The organism is Pseudomonas sp. D2002 (assembly GCF_013385735.1).
In the GTDB taxonomy this organism is placed as follows: Bacteria; Pseudomonadota; Gammaproteobacteria; order Pseudomonadales; family Pseudomonadaceae; genus Aquipseudomonas.
Genome location: NZ_JACAPL010000013.1, coordinates 131666 through 144613, shown reverse-complemented (window position 1 = coordinate 144613; position 12948 = coordinate 131666). Strand labels below are relative to the sequence as shown.

Annotated in this window: 13 protein-coding genes; 5 read left to right on the top strand and 8 right to left on the bottom strand. The window is 60.9% G+C overall.

Annotation, left to right across the window (positions count from 1 at the left end):
* The first annotated feature begins 201 nt into the window (after positions 1-201).
* The 4 genes from HX783_RS23995 (at position 202) to HX783_RS23980 (ending at position 4259) form a co-directional block, all read left to right on the top strand.
* On the top strand, positions 202-684 hold the full coding sequence (locus tag HX783_RS23995; RefSeq protein WP_159957860.1) for a sigma-70 family RNA polymerase sigma factor: 483 nt from the start codon (positions 202-204) through the stop codon (positions 682-684).
* A 120-nt stretch (positions 685-804) separates the two neighbouring features.
* Positions 805-2142: a lysine N(6)-hydroxylase/L-ornithine N(5)-oxygenase family protein gene (locus HX783_RS23990; RefSeq protein ID WP_177018475.1), complete on the top strand. Its 1338-nt coding sequence runs from the start codon at positions 805-807 to the stop codon at positions 2140-2142.
* Positions 2143-2208: 66 nt separating this feature from the next.
* Positions 2209-3429 carry a putative DNA modification/repair radical SAM protein gene (locus tag HX783_RS23985; protein ID WP_177018474.1) on the top strand — a complete coding sequence of 407 codons (1221 nt, stop codon included), beginning with the start codon at positions 2209-2211 and terminating at the stop codon, positions 3427-3429.
* Positions 3426-4259 (top strand): TIGR03915 family putative DNA repair protein, encoded by an 834-nt coding sequence (locus tag HX783_RS23980; RefSeq protein ID WP_177018473.1) that lies wholly within the window; start codon positions 3426-3428, stop codon positions 4257-4259. The genes HX783_RS23985 and HX783_RS23980 overlap by 4 nt, the downstream gene beginning before the upstream one ends.
* A gap of 330 nt (positions 4260-4589) precedes the next feature.
* Here the strand turns inward: HX783_RS23980 and HX783_RS23975 are convergent, their stop codons facing one another.
* The 7 genes from HX783_RS23975 to ctlX form a co-directional block, all read right to left on the bottom strand.
* Positions 4590-5087: an Lrp/AsnC family transcriptional regulator gene (locus tag HX783_RS23975; RefSeq protein WP_029296543.1), complete on the bottom strand. Its 498-nt coding sequence runs from the start codon at positions 5085-5087 to the stop codon at positions 4590-4592.
* A gap of 4 nt (positions 5088-5091) precedes the next feature.
* Positions 5092-5931: an ABC transporter ATP-binding protein gene (locus tag HX783_RS23970; RefSeq protein ID WP_177018472.1), complete on the bottom strand. Its 840-nt coding sequence runs from the start codon at positions 5929-5931 to the stop codon at positions 5092-5094.
* 3 nt (positions 5932-5934) lie between these two features.
* Entirely contained in the window at positions 5935-6648 is a 714-nt protein-coding gene (locus HX783_RS23965; RefSeq protein ID WP_177018471.1) for an ABC transporter permease, read from the bottom strand.
* On the bottom strand, positions 6645-7346 hold the full coding sequence (locus tag HX783_RS23960; protein ID WP_159957851.1) for an ABC transporter permease: 702 nt from the start codon (positions 7344-7346) through the stop codon (positions 6645-6647). The genes HX783_RS23965 and HX783_RS23960 overlap by 4 nt, the downstream gene beginning before the upstream one ends.
* A gap of 173 nt (positions 7347-7519) precedes the next feature.
* Positions 7520-8299, bottom strand: coding sequence for an ABC transporter substrate-binding protein (locus HX783_RS23955; protein WP_177018470.1), 780 nt, complete (start codon positions 8297-8299; stop codon positions 7520-7522).
* Positions 8300-8554: 255 nt separating this feature from the next.
* Entirely contained in the window at positions 8555-9601 is a 1047-nt protein-coding gene (locus HX783_RS23950) for an ornithine cyclodeaminase (RefSeq protein WP_177018469.1), read from the bottom strand.
* Between the two features lie 11 nt (positions 9602-9612).
* Complete coding sequence (gene ctlX, locus HX783_RS23945) at positions 9613-10539, bottom strand: citrulline utilization hydrolase CtlX (protein WP_177018468.1); 927 nt, start codon at positions 10537-10539, stop codon at positions 9613-9615.
* Between the two features lie 288 nt (positions 10540-10827).
* Between ctlX and HX783_RS23940 the strand changes: the two genes are divergently transcribed.
* Positions 10828-11721 carry a GNAT family acetyltransferase gene (locus HX783_RS23940; protein WP_177018467.1) on the top strand — a complete coding sequence of 298 codons (894 nt, stop codon included), beginning with the start codon at positions 10828-10830 and terminating at the stop codon, positions 11719-11721.
* Between the two features lie 62 nt (positions 11722-11783).
* Here the strand turns inward: HX783_RS23940 and HX783_RS23935 are convergent, their stop codons facing one another.
* On the bottom strand, positions 11784-12803 hold the full coding sequence (locus tag HX783_RS23935; RefSeq protein ID WP_177018466.1) for a branched-chain amino acid aminotransferase: 1020 nt from the start codon (positions 12801-12803) through the stop codon (positions 11784-11786).
* Positions 12804-12948 lie beyond the last annotated feature (145 nt).

The window sequence follows — 12948 nt, the reverse complement described above, 5'->3', positions numbered from 1 at the left end:
CGAGAAAATTGCCCGAAGATTTAGACGTTTACATACGCCGTAACAGCTCTGTCGAATAAAAAAATCGTGCGTGGGTGCAAGACTTCTTTAAAAGTAGATGAGAATTACTATAAATTGCACGCACTCAAACTGCCATCACCGATGGCCTGTCTTCTTTAGCACTCAAGGATCTGATACCGCTTCCCCAGGCGGTCGGGAGTCATGTTGGAAAACTACTATCGCGAGCTGGTGTGTTTCCTCAACGCCAAGCTGGGCAACCGTCAGGTGGCCGAGGATGTGGTGCATGACGCTTATGTCCGGGTGCTGGAGCGCGCAAGCGACACGCCAATCGAACAGCCGCGGGCGTTTTTGTATCGCACGGCGCTGAACCTGGTGATCGACGGCCATCGGCGCAACGCCCTGCGCCAGTCCGAGCCCCTGGAGGTGCTGGACAGCGAAGAGCGTTTCGCCCCCAGTTCACCGCATGCCAGCCACGATCAGGGCCAGCGCCTGGAAATGCTCGAACGCGCCCTGGCCGAGTTGCCGACGGCCTGCCGCGACAGCTTCCTGCTGCGCAAACTCGATGGCCTTTCCCACCCGCAAATCGCCGAACGCCTGAGCATTTCCCGCAGTGTGGTGGAAAAACATATCGTCAACGCCATGAAGCATTGCCGGGTGCGCATGCGTGAGTGGGACGCGCACTGATCACTGATTAGTTAAATTTTATTTCACTGTCCTCGTTTCCTATCAACACATGACCTGTTGTTCAGGTCTTGAAAGGTATTCCCGCCCCACCGCCAAGGGGCTTATCCAGAGGACACTGGAATGACACAGGCAATTGCTTCGCCCGCGGTTCACGACCTGATCGGTATCGGTTTCGGCCCTTCGAACCTGGCGCTGGCCATCGCCCTGCAGGAGCGTGAGAAAGCCCAGGGCAAACTCGATGTGCTGTTTCTCGACAAGCAGGCCGACTACCGCTGGCACGGCAATACCCTGGTGACCCAGAGCGAACTGCAGATTTCGTTCCTCAAGGACCTGGTGACCTTGCGCAACCCCACCAGCCCGTATTCCTTCGTCAATTACCTCAAGGCCCACGACCGGCTGGTGGACTTCATCAACCTGGGCACTTTTTATCCGTGCCGCATGGAATACAACGACTACTTGCGCTGGGTCGCCGGGCAGTTCCAGGCCCAGGCGCGCTACGGTGAGGAAGTGCTGGCCATCGAGCCGATCCTGCAACAACAGCAGGTTGAAGCGTTGCGCGTGATCTCCCGTGATGCGTCTGGCGAACAGCATGTGCGCACCACCCGTTCGGTGGTGGTCAGTGCCGGTGGTACGCCACGCGTGCCGGAGGCGTTCAAGGCGCTCCGGGATGACGGCCGGGTGTTCCACCACTCCCAATACCTGGCGCGCATGGCCCAGCAGCCGTGTGTTGAAGGCAAGGCGATGCGCATTGCGATCATCGGCGGCGGCCAAAGCGCGGCGGAAGCCTTTATTGACTTGAACGACAGCTTCCCGTCGGTGCAGGTCGACATGATTCTGCGTGGTTCGGCGCTGAAGCCGGCCGATGACAGCCCGTTCGTCAACGAAGTGTTTTCACCGGCGTTTACCGACTTGGTATTCCAGCAAGTCGGCGCCGAGCGTGAGCGTCTGGTGGCCGAGTACCAGAACACCAACTATTCGGTGGTGGACCTGGACCTGATCGAGCGAATCTACGGGATTTTCTACCGCCAGAAAGTCTCCGGCGTCGCCCGCCAGGCCTTCCGCACCATGACCGTGGTCGAAAAAGCCAGCGCCAGCCCGCTGGGCATCGAACTGGTGCTGCGCAACAACGCCAACGGCGAAACCAGCGTCAGCCATTACGACGCGGTGATCCTGGCCACCGGGTACGAGCGCCAGATGCACCGCGAACTGCTTGCGCCGCTGGAAGCCTATATGGGCGACTTCGAGGTGGCGCGCGACTATCGCATCGTCACTGACGAGCGCTGCAAGGCCGGGATCTATATCCAGGGGTTCAGCCAGGCCAGCCATGGTTTGAGCGATACGCTGCTGTCGGTGCTGCCGATTCGCGCGGATGAGATTGCGGCGTCGCTGTATGAAAACGATCGCCATCGGGGCAAAGCGTGTTCGGTGCAGGATTTGCTACTCGCCACCGCGAGCTGACAAGCTGCACTTGTGACACGCAGGGCTGCCTGATACTGTACAAAAAACCAGTATCGGTAGCCCTTCATGCAGTTGATCGAAAAACTCAGCATCCTCGCCGACGCCGCCAAGTACGACGCTTCCTGCGCCAGCAGTGGCGCGCCCAAGCGCAGCTCCGAAGGCAAGGCCGGGCTGGGTTCTACCGATGGCATGGGCATCTGCCACAGCTACACCCCGGACGGCCGCTGCGTGTCGTTGCTCAAGGTGTTGCTGACCAACTTCTGCCTCTACGACTGCCAATACTGCGTCAACCGCCGCTCCAGCGACGTGCCCCGCGCGCGTTTCAGCCCGGAGGAGGTGGTCACCCTGACCCTGGATTTCTACCGGCGCAATTGCGTCAGCGGGCTGTTTCTCAGTTCCGGCATCATCCGTTCGGCCGATTACACCATGGAGCAACTGGTCCGGGTCGCCAAACTGCTGCGCGAAGAGCATGACTTTCGCGGCTATATCCACCTCAAGACCATTCCCGAAGCCGATCCGGCACTGATCGCCGAGGCCGGGCGTTACGCCGACCGGCTCAGCGTGAATATCGAACTGCCCACCGATGCCAGTCTGCAAACCCTGGCGCCGGAGAAGCAGATCGTCTCGATCAAGCAAGCCATGCAAACCATCTACACCGGTGAGCAAACCGTACTCAACGAGCCGCGCGCGCCGCGTTTCGCCCCGGCCGGGCAGAGTACACAGATGATCGTCGGCGCCGATGACACCGACGACAGCACCATCCTGCACGGCGCCGAGGCGCTGTATGGCAACTTCAAGTTGCGTCGCGTGTATTACTCCGCGTTCAGCCCCATCCCCAACAGCCCGAAAAGCGTGCCCCTGGCCGCGCCACCGCTGATGCGCGAACACCGTTTGTATCAGGCGGACTTCTTGCTGCGCAGCTACGGTTTCAGTGCCAACGAACTGTTTGAAGGCCCCGGCCACCTGGCGCTGGATATCGACCCCAAGCTGGCCTGGGCGCTGGAGCATCGCGAGGTGTTTCCGCTGGACTTGAATCGCGCCGAACCGACCCTGATTGCTCGCATCCCCGGCATCGGCCTGCGCACCACCCAGCGCCTGGTCGACCTGCGTCGCGAACGCAAGATCCGTTTCGAAGACCTCGCGCGTATGCGTTGCGTGCTGGCCAAGGCCAAGCCGTTTTTCATCACCAGCGACTACCACCCGCAACAGGCCGACAGCACCAGCGTGTTGCTGCGCGAGCAACTGCGCGACCGCCCTCAGCCGCAACAAATGGGGCTGTGGGGATGATCAGCCTGGAATGCGACAACCTGTTCAGCACCTGGCGCGAACAGGCGCGCTGGCTGCTCAGCCATCAGGTCGACCCCAGCCAGGTGAGTTGGGGCGAGGCCGAGGTGGCGGACCTGTTTGCGACCGACGAGCCGATTCCTGAGCAGCTTGGGCCGTTTCAGGCGCGAATTCCCAAGGCGCTGCTGGAGCTGCTGGAGTCGGCCGCCTGTTACCACGGTGACCAGCGCTGGAGCCTGTTATATGAGGTGTTGTGGCGAGTCAGCCATGGCGACCGCACCGCGATGCTTGCGGGCGACAAGCTGGGCAGCGAGTTGCAGCGGCGGATTAAACAGGTCAGTCGTGAAGCCCATCACCTGCATGCCTTTGTGCGGTTTATCGCGTTGCCGGCAGAGGCGGGCAGCGAGTTGCCGGAGTATGTGGCGTGGCACGAGCCGGCGCATGACATATTGAAATCAGCCAGCCAGCACTTCGTCGGGCGCATGGGCCGTCATCGCTGGATGATCGCCACGCCTCTGGACGGGGTTTATTACGACGGTGAGCAGTTGATTCATCAGCGCGAATGCCCCGAGGCGTGGCGGCAACTGGCGCAAAATGTCGAAGACCCGCACAGCGCCATGTGGCTGACCTACTACAGCCACATCTTCAACCCGGCGCGGTTGAACCCCAAGGTGATGGAAGGGCACTTGCCCAGCCGGTTCTGGAAGAATCTGCCGGAGGGCAAATTGATTCCGGGGCTGATCAGCGAGGCGCGCACGGGCAAGCAGAAGGATGGGCAGGCGAAGCTGATTGGCGCGCGGCCCGGGAAGACAATTTCAAGCCGGCACGGTTAAAAATGTGGGAGCGGGCTTGCTCGCGAATGCGGTCTGTCAGTGACAAATTAAGTGACTGATACGCCGCCTTCGCGAGCAAGCCCGCTCCCACATTGGATTTTCATTGTTGTGGCGGGCAGGGCTCAAACCAACTCAGTCGCAGTGCTTCACCACCGCCAACTCCGGGTGCGCCACCAATTTGATGCTCGTTCCCACGCTCCGCGTGGGAATGCTGCGCCGGACGCTCCGCGTCCGCTTTGAGGTCGTGACGCGGAGCGTCACAGGATGCATTCCCACGCGGAGCGTGGGAACGATCTGCGATCTGTCGATCGGTCTTTTGTGTTTGAGAAATCAGGCCAACTCAGTCGCAGTGTTCTTCACCACCGCCAACTCCGGGTGCGCCACCAACTTATCAATGTGCAACTCGTCGTTGTTCAACCAGGTCTCCGTCAGCACGCGGTAGTGTTCCATGTCCCGGCAGCGCATGCGCAGGCTGTAATCAAACGGCCCGCTGATCAGTTGGCATTCGAACACCTGCGGGCAGGCTTTGACGCAGGCTTCAAAGGCCTTTTGCGCCGAGCGCCCGCTTTGATTGGACAAGGCCACCAGCACCAGCAGTGACAGCCCCGGCGAGACCATCTGCACATCGATGATCGCCCCATACCCGCGAATCACGCCGCGTCGCTCCAGCTTGCGCACGCGCTCCAGGCAGGGCCTGGGTGTCAGGTGCACCAGCGACGAGAGTTTTTCGTAGGTGATACGCCCCTGGTGCCGCAACACGTCGATGATGGCCTCATCGATGCGATCCAGCGCAGGGGAAGAATGGGGTCCGTTGGCCTTGGTATCCATGAGTTCACTTCAAACGGTTGGAAAGAAATTGCTGCAAGCGTTCGCTGCTGGGGTGGTCGAGGATTTCGGCGCCGCCTTGCTCTTCGACCCGGCCCTGATGCAAAAACAGCACTTGGCTGGACACCTGGCGGGCAAAGCCCATTTCGTGGGTGACCATCAACATGGTACGACCTTCCTCGGCCAACGTCTGTATGACTTTGAGGACTTCTCCTACAAGTTCCGGGTCCAGCGCGGAGGTCGGTTCGTCGAACAAAATGATTTCCGGCTCCATCGCCAGCGCCCGTGCGATGGCCACGCGCTGTTGTTGGCCGCCGGACAGAAACGCCGGGTATTGATCTGCCACACGGCCCGGCAAACCGACTTTGTCCAGGTACATTCGTGCACGTTTTTCAGCCTCTGCCGCGCTCACATTCAGCACGCGGCGCGGGGCCATGGTGATGTTTTCCAACACGGTCATGTGGCTCCACAGGTTGAAGTGCTGGAACACCATGGCCAGGCGCGTGCGCAGGTTCTGCAGTTGCGCCTGGTGGGGCGCGCGGGTACCGGCGCGGCCTTGCTGCATCTCGATGCTGATGCCGTCGAGGGTGATTACTCCAGCGTCCGGCTGCTCGAGAAAGTTGATGCAACGCAGCATGGTGCTTTTGCCCGAGCCGCTGGCGCCGATCAGGCTGATCACATCGCCCTGGCGCGCATTGAGGGACACGCCCTTGAGCACTTCGTGGTCGCCGTAGCGTTTATGAATGCCTTCGACCTGGAGTTTGACGGCTGCCGTGACCGCCTTGGCGGAGGGCGCGGTGTTTACATCGGCGGGATAAGTGGCCAGGGCCTGCGCGGACTGATTCATGGGTTAGCCTCGGGTAGGAACAAGAAAACGCATCCAGCGACGTTCGGCCAGTCGAAACAGGCCCACCAGTGCAAAGGACAGCAGCATGTAGAGCAGGGCGGCGATACCGAAGGCCTGGAACGTCAGGAACGTTTCGGCGTTGGCATCGCGGGCCACCTTGAGGATGTCGGCGACGGTGGCGGTGAACGCCAGCGAGGTGGCGTGCAGCATCAGGATCATTTCGTTGCTGTAGGCCGGCAACGCGCGGCGCAGTGCGGCGGGCACCACCACAAACAGGTTGAGCTGCCAGCCGTGCAGGCCGTAGGCGCGCGCCGCTTCGATTTCGCCATGGGGAATAGTGCGGATCGCCCCGGCGAAGATTTCCACGGTGTAGGCGCATGTGTTGAGCACAAACGCCAGCAGGGTGCAGTTCAGCGCGTTACGGAAAAACTGGTTGAGCAGGGCGTTGTCCTGCACCACCTCCAGGCTGTACAGCCCGGTGTAGCAAATCAGCAGCTGGATATACAGCGGCGTGCCGCGAAACAGGTAGGTGTAGACCTCCACCGGCCAGCGCAGCCAGAAGTGCTCCGAGACGCGCGCCAGCGCCAGTGGGATCGACAGCACAAAACCCAGGACCACCGAGATGATAAACAGCCACAGCGTCATGGCGACCCCGGACAAGCCGGCGCCATCGCTGAACAGGTAGGCCAGGCCGTATTGCTGGAACAGTTCGATCATCGCGCCATCCCCTTGATGCCGAGGTTATAGCGCCGCTCGAGGCGCTTGAAGATGCGGTTGGAGAGGGTGGTGATCACCAGGTACACCACGCCGGCGAGGATCAGAAAATACAGTGGCTCGTTGGTGCTCTTGCCGGCGTTTTGCGCAGCCTTGACCAGGTCCGACAGGCCGATGATCGACACCAGCGCAGTGGACTTGAGCAGCACCAGCCAGTTATTGCCCAGGCCCGGCAGCGCAAAGCGCATCAACTGTGGGAACAGCACCAGGTGGAAGCGTTGCCAGCGGCTCAAGCCATAGGCGGTGGCGGCTTCAAGCTGCCCGGCCGGCACACTGAGAATTGCGCCGCGAAAGTTTTCGGTGAAATACGCACCGTAGATAAACCCCAGGGTGATCACCCCGGCGGTAAACGGGTCGATTTCGAAGTAGTCCCAGCCGAACACTTCGCTGAGGTCGTTCAGCCACAGTTGCAGGCTGTAGAAAATCAGCAGGATCAGCACCAGGTCCGGCACGCTGCGGATCAGCGTGGTGTATAGCGTGGCCGGCACCCGCAGCCATTTGACGCTGGAGAGCTTGGCGCCGGCCGCAATCAGGCCCAAGGCGAGGCTCAGGGCCAGCGCCAGGAACGCCAATTTGACCGTCATCCAGGCACCCTGGGCGAGCATGGGGCCGTAGCCTTGCAGGTTGAGGAATTCGTTCATGGGAAAGATCTCGATGGAGCACACAGATTTACTGTGGGAGCTGTTTATTTGTGGCGAGGGAGCTTGCTCCCGCTCGGGTGCGCAGCGCCCGAAAGCTTTTTAGGGCCGCTTCGCAGCCCAGCGGGAGCAAGCTCCCTCGCCACAAAAAGCCAGCTCCCACAGGGGACAAGGCGTTACTCGTTGTAGATATCCTGATCGCCGAAGTACTTCTTCTGGATCTTTGCGTAGGTGCCATCGGCCTGCACGGCGGCGATGCCTTTGTTGATCAGCGCGCGCAAGTCTGCGTCGTTTTTGCGCAGGCCCATAGCGATGTCCAGGGGCAGGGTCGGGTCCTTGAAGGCCGGGCCGGTCTTGAAGTCGGCGCCTTCAGGCTTGGACAGGAAGTTGAGCTGGGCTTCGAGCTTGTCGGTCAGGGTGGCGTCGAGGCGACCGTTTTGCAGGTCGGCGTAGTTCTGTTCCTGGGACTGGTACGCCTTGATCTGCGCGCCGAGCTTGGCCAGGTGGGCACGTGCGTAGGCTTCTTGCAGCGAACCTTGCAGCACGCCGACCTGTTTGCCTTTCAGGGATTCGGGGGTGTCGCCGAAGTCGGCGCTTTTGCGGGTGATCACCGAGGTCGGGCTGAGGAACAGGCGGTCGGTGAAGTCGATGACTTTTTCGCGCGCCGGCGTCACGGCCATTGACGACATGATCGCGTCGAACTTGCGTGCGCGCAGGGCCGGGATCATGCCGTCGAATTCGTTGTGCACCCAGGTGCATTTCACGTCGAGCTTGGCGCAGATCGCATTGCCCAATTCGATATCAAAGCCTTGCAGGCTGCCGTCGGCGGCCACGGATTCGAAGGGTGGGTATTCGGGGAATACGCCGAAGCGGATTTCTTTCCAGTCCTGGGCGTGGGCGGCGCTGGCGCACAGAGGCAACAGCAATGCAGCGAAGAGTGATCGCAGTGGAGTCATGGGGCGTCCCTATATTTTGTAATTGATGTCAGGGCAGTGAAAGGGTGCAGCGTGCATTCATTTGCTGACTCTTTGGTCGGGCTCAGAATGCTTCATGGTGGTGCGTTTTTTGTGTCGTTTACCCGGTGCATAAAGCGCGAATTGCGCTGTTAAAAAGCGCAATGCAGCGGAATCGGCTGCTGCACGCGCTAAATCGGCTTTTTACCGGTGAAGTTCAGGCCTGCCCTGGGCGCAAAGCGGCAGGCCAGAGCGGTCTCAGGCGCGCTTTTTCTGCTGTACGCGCGGCTGTTGGGCCAAGCGTGCAAACAGGTCTTTCGGGTCGGCCAGGTCTGGCACCAGTTCGAGTGTGCTGCCCACATCCAACGCGTTGGCCACATCGAACACATAGCGCAGTGCCGAGTAATCTTCGATGGCAAAACCCACCGAGTCGAACAGCGTCACTTGGCGTGCGTTTTCGCGGCCGGGCTTCTGGCCGTTGATGACCTGCCACAGTTCGGTGACCGGCGAATCTCCCGGCATGTGCTGGATTTCGCCTTCGATGCGGCTTTGCGGTTCGTACTCGACGATCACGCGGGCGCGTTCGACGATACGTCGGTCCAGCTCGGTCTTGCCGGGGCAGTCGCCGCCCACGGCATTCAGGTGCATGCCGGGCTCGATCATGTCGTCGGTGAGGATGGTCGCGTAGGCCTTGTCGGCCGTCACGGTGGTGACGATGTCCGCGCCTTTCACCGCTTCGGCGACGCTGCCGGCCAGGATCACTGTGATTGCCGGGAAGGCCTTGAGGTTGGCAGCCAGTTTGGCGGTGGCCTTGGCGTCGATGTCGAACAGGCGGATTTCGTTGATGCCGAGCATGGCGTGGAAGGCCAGGGCCTGGAACTCGCTTTGCGAGCCGTTGCCGATCAGCGCCATGCTGCGGCTGTTGTCGCGAGCGAGGTAACGAGCCACCAACGCCGAGGTGGCGGCAGTGCGGATGGCGGTGGTCAGGGTCATTTCCGCCAGCAATACGGGTTTGCCGGTGTCCACGTCGCCCAGCGCGCCGAAGGCCATCACCGTGAGCATACCGGCCAGGGTGTTCTTGGGGTGGCCATTCACATATTTGAACGCGTACAGCGAAGCGTCGGACACCGGCATCAGCTCGATCACGCCATCCGGCGAGTGGTTGGCCAGGCGTGCGCATTTTTCGAAATCCTGCCAGCGCAGGTAGTCGGCGCGGATGTACTCGGCCATTTCGGTGATGCAGGTTTGCAGGCCTTTTTGCGAGACCAGGTAGCTGAGATCGTTGACGTCGATATAACGGGTCATGGCAAGACTCCTTATTGAAATGAGGGGCGGGCAGGCAGGTGCACTTCCGCCAACATGCAGCGGGCACTGCCGCCGCCGATGCGTTCGATGTTGTCGATGTTCACCACCACCGGCCGGGTGTGGCGTTCCACCTGTTGGCGCTGGGCAGGGTGCAAGGCGCCCCAGGCGCTGGCGGACATCACCAGCAGCGGCTGGCCGTCGCGGTCGTGGACTTCGAGCATGTTGCCGGCGAAGGCTTCGAGCTGGTTGAAGTCGAGGGCGAGGATGTCTTTGCCGGTGTCGCGCAGTGAGCGTTCCAGGCCCAGGCGTTCGCTCGCGTCGGGCAAGGCTTGCAGGCACACCACCGAGAGGTCGCGGCCGACGCTCATCATTACGTTGCTGTGGTAGATCGGCGCGTGATGGCGGTCGACGGCGTGGAACACGCAGAGTTGGTAGTCGAGGCGTTCGGCGAACTGGCGCAGGGCGTCCTGGTGGGTGCGCCCGGAGTGGCAGGCGTAGCTGATGCGATGCTGGCGGTCGAGCACCATGCTGCCGGTGCCTTCGAGGAAGATGTTCTGTTGTTCGAGGTGGCTGAGGTCGATGGTGTGGTGGATCGCAAAGCGCTGCTCCAGCACTTGCAGAACGCCTTTGTCGCGCTCCAGGCGTCGGTTCTGGCCTTCCATCGGGTACAGCACCAGGCTGCCGTCGGCGTGGCTGCTCCACCAGTTGTTGGGGAAGATCGAGTCGGGGGTGTGCGGCGCGGGAGTGTCCTGCACTACCAGCACTTCGACGCCGTGTTGGCGCAGGGTGTCGACATAGCCGTCAAATTCTTCCAGCGCTTTGTGCTGCGCGCTGAGTGGGTCGAGGGGCGGGCGCTGGAAGCGGTTGTTGATCGCGGTATCCGGGTTGAAGGCAAAGCGCGCCGGGCGAATCATCAGGACAGTGTTTGTTGTTTGCATGGGTGCACGGGTCCATGGGGGGCTGAGCTGTGGGGGTATTTTGTGCGTTGTGGTGGGGGAATCCCGGCTGAAACAGAGGGGCGGCTCAGCCGGGAAAGCTGAAAAGTGGGGTGGGGCAGCCGAATCGGCTGGAGAGGTTGGAATGAGGTCAAACTGTGGGAGCGGGCTTGCTCGCGAAGGCGGTGGGTCAGGTTCAGATGCATTGACAGGAAGACTGCATTCGCGAGCAAGCCTGCTCCCACATTGGTATTGTTGCGTCTGTTGTAACGCCGTCAGCCAGGAGGAATCATGTCTACCGCTGTTCGTCTTGCCCAAACCACCGATGCCGAAGGGATCAGCCAGGTCATCCTGGCTGCCTTGCACAGCAGTAATGCGCGGGATTACCCGGCGGAGGTGATTGCTCGGGTCGCGAGTAATTTTACGCCTGACGCTGTGCTGGCTTTGCTCCAGCGGCGGGTGGTGCTGGTGGCGGTTCAGGAGCAGGTGATCGTCGCCACTGCGGCACTCGACGGCAATGTGGTGCGCTCGGTGTTCGTCAACCCGTCGCTGCAAGGGCAGGGGATTGGGCGGCTGTTGATGATCGAAATCGAACTGCGTGCCCGCGAAGCCGGGGTGACGGTCTTGAGCGTGCCGTCTTCGCTGACAGCCGAGCCGTTCTATACCAAGCTGGGGTTCAACGCGGTGCGCAATGTCTACCACGGCAACGAGCGCACGTTGGTGATGGAGAAGGCGTTGTTATCTCGCCATCCCATTGGGCCGTATCGCGACCGTCAGCACCGCGCGCAAGTGGTGGCCCTGTGGCAGGAGGCGTTTGGCTATGACACTGCGCACAACCTGCCGACGTTGGCGATTGATAAGAAACTGGCGGTCAACGATGGCTTGTTCTTTGTGGCGACGGATAAAAAAGCCGTGGTCGGCAGCATTCTCGCCGGCTACGACGGGCATCGTGGCTGGCTGTATTCGGTGGCGGTGCACAGCGATTATCGGCGGCAGGGTTTGGGCGCGTCGTTGGTGCGGCATGCCGAGCAGGCGTTGACGGCGCTGGGGTGCATGAAGATCAATTTGCAGATTACTGGCGGGAATGACGCGGTGGTGGGGTTTTATGAGGCGTTGGGGTATGGGGTGGAGCCGAGGATTAGTATGGGGAAGAAGATTGGTGTAAATATCCCGACTCAATCTTGAAAACACTGTAAATCAAATGTGGGAGCGGGCTTGCTCCCACATTGGGTTATGCGTTTTGGCTGTTAGACCTTGACGATCCAGCCTTCTGGCGCTTCGACGTCACCGGTTTGCACGCCGGTCAGCTCTTTGTAGAGCGCCTGGGTGATCGGGCCCACTTCGGTTTCGCTGTGGAACACGTGCAGTTTGCCGTTGTACTGGATGCCGCCGATCGGCGAGATCACCGCAGCCGTGCCGCAAGCACCGGCTTCCTTGAACTGATCCAGTTTGTCGATGAACACTTCGCCCTCGACCACTTTCAGGCCCAGGCGCGACTGGGCCAGTTCGATCAGCGACAGGCGGGTGATGCCTGGCAGCACCGAAGGCGACTTCGGCGTGATGAACTGGTTGTCGTGGGTGATACCGAAGAAGTTGGCCGAACCGACTTCTTCGATTTTCGAATGGGTCATCGGGTCCAGGTAGATCGCGTCGGCGAAACCGGATTTCTTCGCTTCAGCGCCCGGCATCAGGCTGGCGGCGTAGTTGCCACCGACCTTGGCGGCCCCGGTGCCTTGTGGCGCGGCGCGGTCGAAGGTGGAAATCTGGAAGTTGTGGGGCACCAGGCCGCCTTTGAAATAGGCGCCGACCGGGATGGCGAAGACCGAGAAGATGAACTCCGGCGCGGTCCGCACGCCGATGTTGTCACCGGTGCCGATCACGAACGGGCGCAGGTACAGCGCACCGCCGCTGCCGTACGGCGGGATGAACCGCTCGTTGGCCTTGACCACTTGTTTGCAGGCGTCGATGAAGTCTTCGGTCGACACGTGCGGCATCAGCAGGCGTGCACAACTGCGCTGCATGCGTGCGGCGTTCTGGTCCGGGCGGAACAGGTTGATCGAACCGTCTTTGCAACGGTAGGCCTTGAGGCCTTCAAAGCATTGCTGGCCATAGTGCAGGGCAGTCGAGCCCTCGCTGATGTGCAGCACGTTGTCGTCGGTCAGGGTGCCTGCTTGCCATTCGCCGTTTTTCCAGACTTGGAGAAACCGCTTGTCGGTCTTGATGTAGTCAAAACCCAGCTTGTCCCAATTGATGCTTTCGTTACCCATGACACCCTCTATCTCTGGTCAACCGCCTGGTCGAAGGCAGGCTTGTCGGTTTTTTTCTGGATGGGCGCAACAATACTTCATTCTTGCTTTGTGTGGGAGCGGCGGTGCGACGGTTCGACTTGCTCGCGAATGCAGGGTGTCAGTC

Bases quoted from the DNA above. Each gene is read 5' to 3' on its own strand.
- HX783_RS23995 (WP_159957860.1), top strand. From the start codon at position 202: ATGTTGGAAAACTACTATCGCGAGCTGGTGTGTTTCCTCAACGCCAAG.
- HX783_RS23990 (WP_177018475.1), top strand. From the start codon at position 805: ATGACACAGGCAATTGCTTCGCCCGCGGTTCACGACCTGATCGGTATC.
- HX783_RS23985 (WP_177018474.1), top strand. From the start codon at position 2,209: ATGCAGTTGATCGAAAAACTCAGCATCCTCGCCGACGCCGCCAAGTAC.
- HX783_RS23980 (WP_177018473.1), top strand. From the start codon at position 3,426: ATGATCAGCCTGGAATGCGACAACCTGTTCAGCACCTGGCGCGAACAG.
- HX783_RS23975 (WP_029296543.1), bottom strand. From the start codon at position 5,087: ATGGATACCAAGGCCAACGGACCCCATTCTTCCCCTGCGCTGGATCGC.
- HX783_RS23970 (WP_177018472.1), bottom strand. From the start codon at position 5,931: ATGAATCAGTCCGCGCAGGCCCTGGCCACTTATCCCGCCGATGTAAAC.
- HX783_RS23965 (WP_177018471.1), bottom strand. From the start codon at position 6,648: ATGATCGAACTGTTCCAGCAATACGGCCTGGCCTACCTGTTCAGCGAT.
- HX783_RS23960 (WP_159957851.1), bottom strand. From the start codon at position 7,346: ATGAACGAATTCCTCAACCTGCAAGGCTACGGCCCCATGCTCGCCCAG.
- HX783_RS23955 (WP_177018470.1), bottom strand. From the start codon at position 8,299: ATGACTCCACTGCGATCACTCTTCGCTGCATTGCTGTTGCCTCTGTGC.
- HX783_RS23950 (WP_177018469.1), bottom strand. From the start codon at position 9,601: ATGACCCGTTATATCGACGTCAACGATCTCAGCTACCTGGTCTCGCAA.
- ctlX (WP_177018468.1), bottom strand. From the start codon at position 10,539: ATGCAAACAACAAACACTGTCCTGATGATTCGCCCGGCGCGCTTTGCC.
- HX783_RS23940 (WP_177018467.1), top strand. From the start codon at position 10,828: ATGTCTACCGCTGTTCGTCTTGCCCAAACCACCGATGCCGAAGGGATC.
- HX783_RS23935 (WP_177018466.1), bottom strand. From the start codon at position 12,803: ATGGGTAACGAAAGCATCAATTGGGACAAGCTGGGTTTTGACTACATC.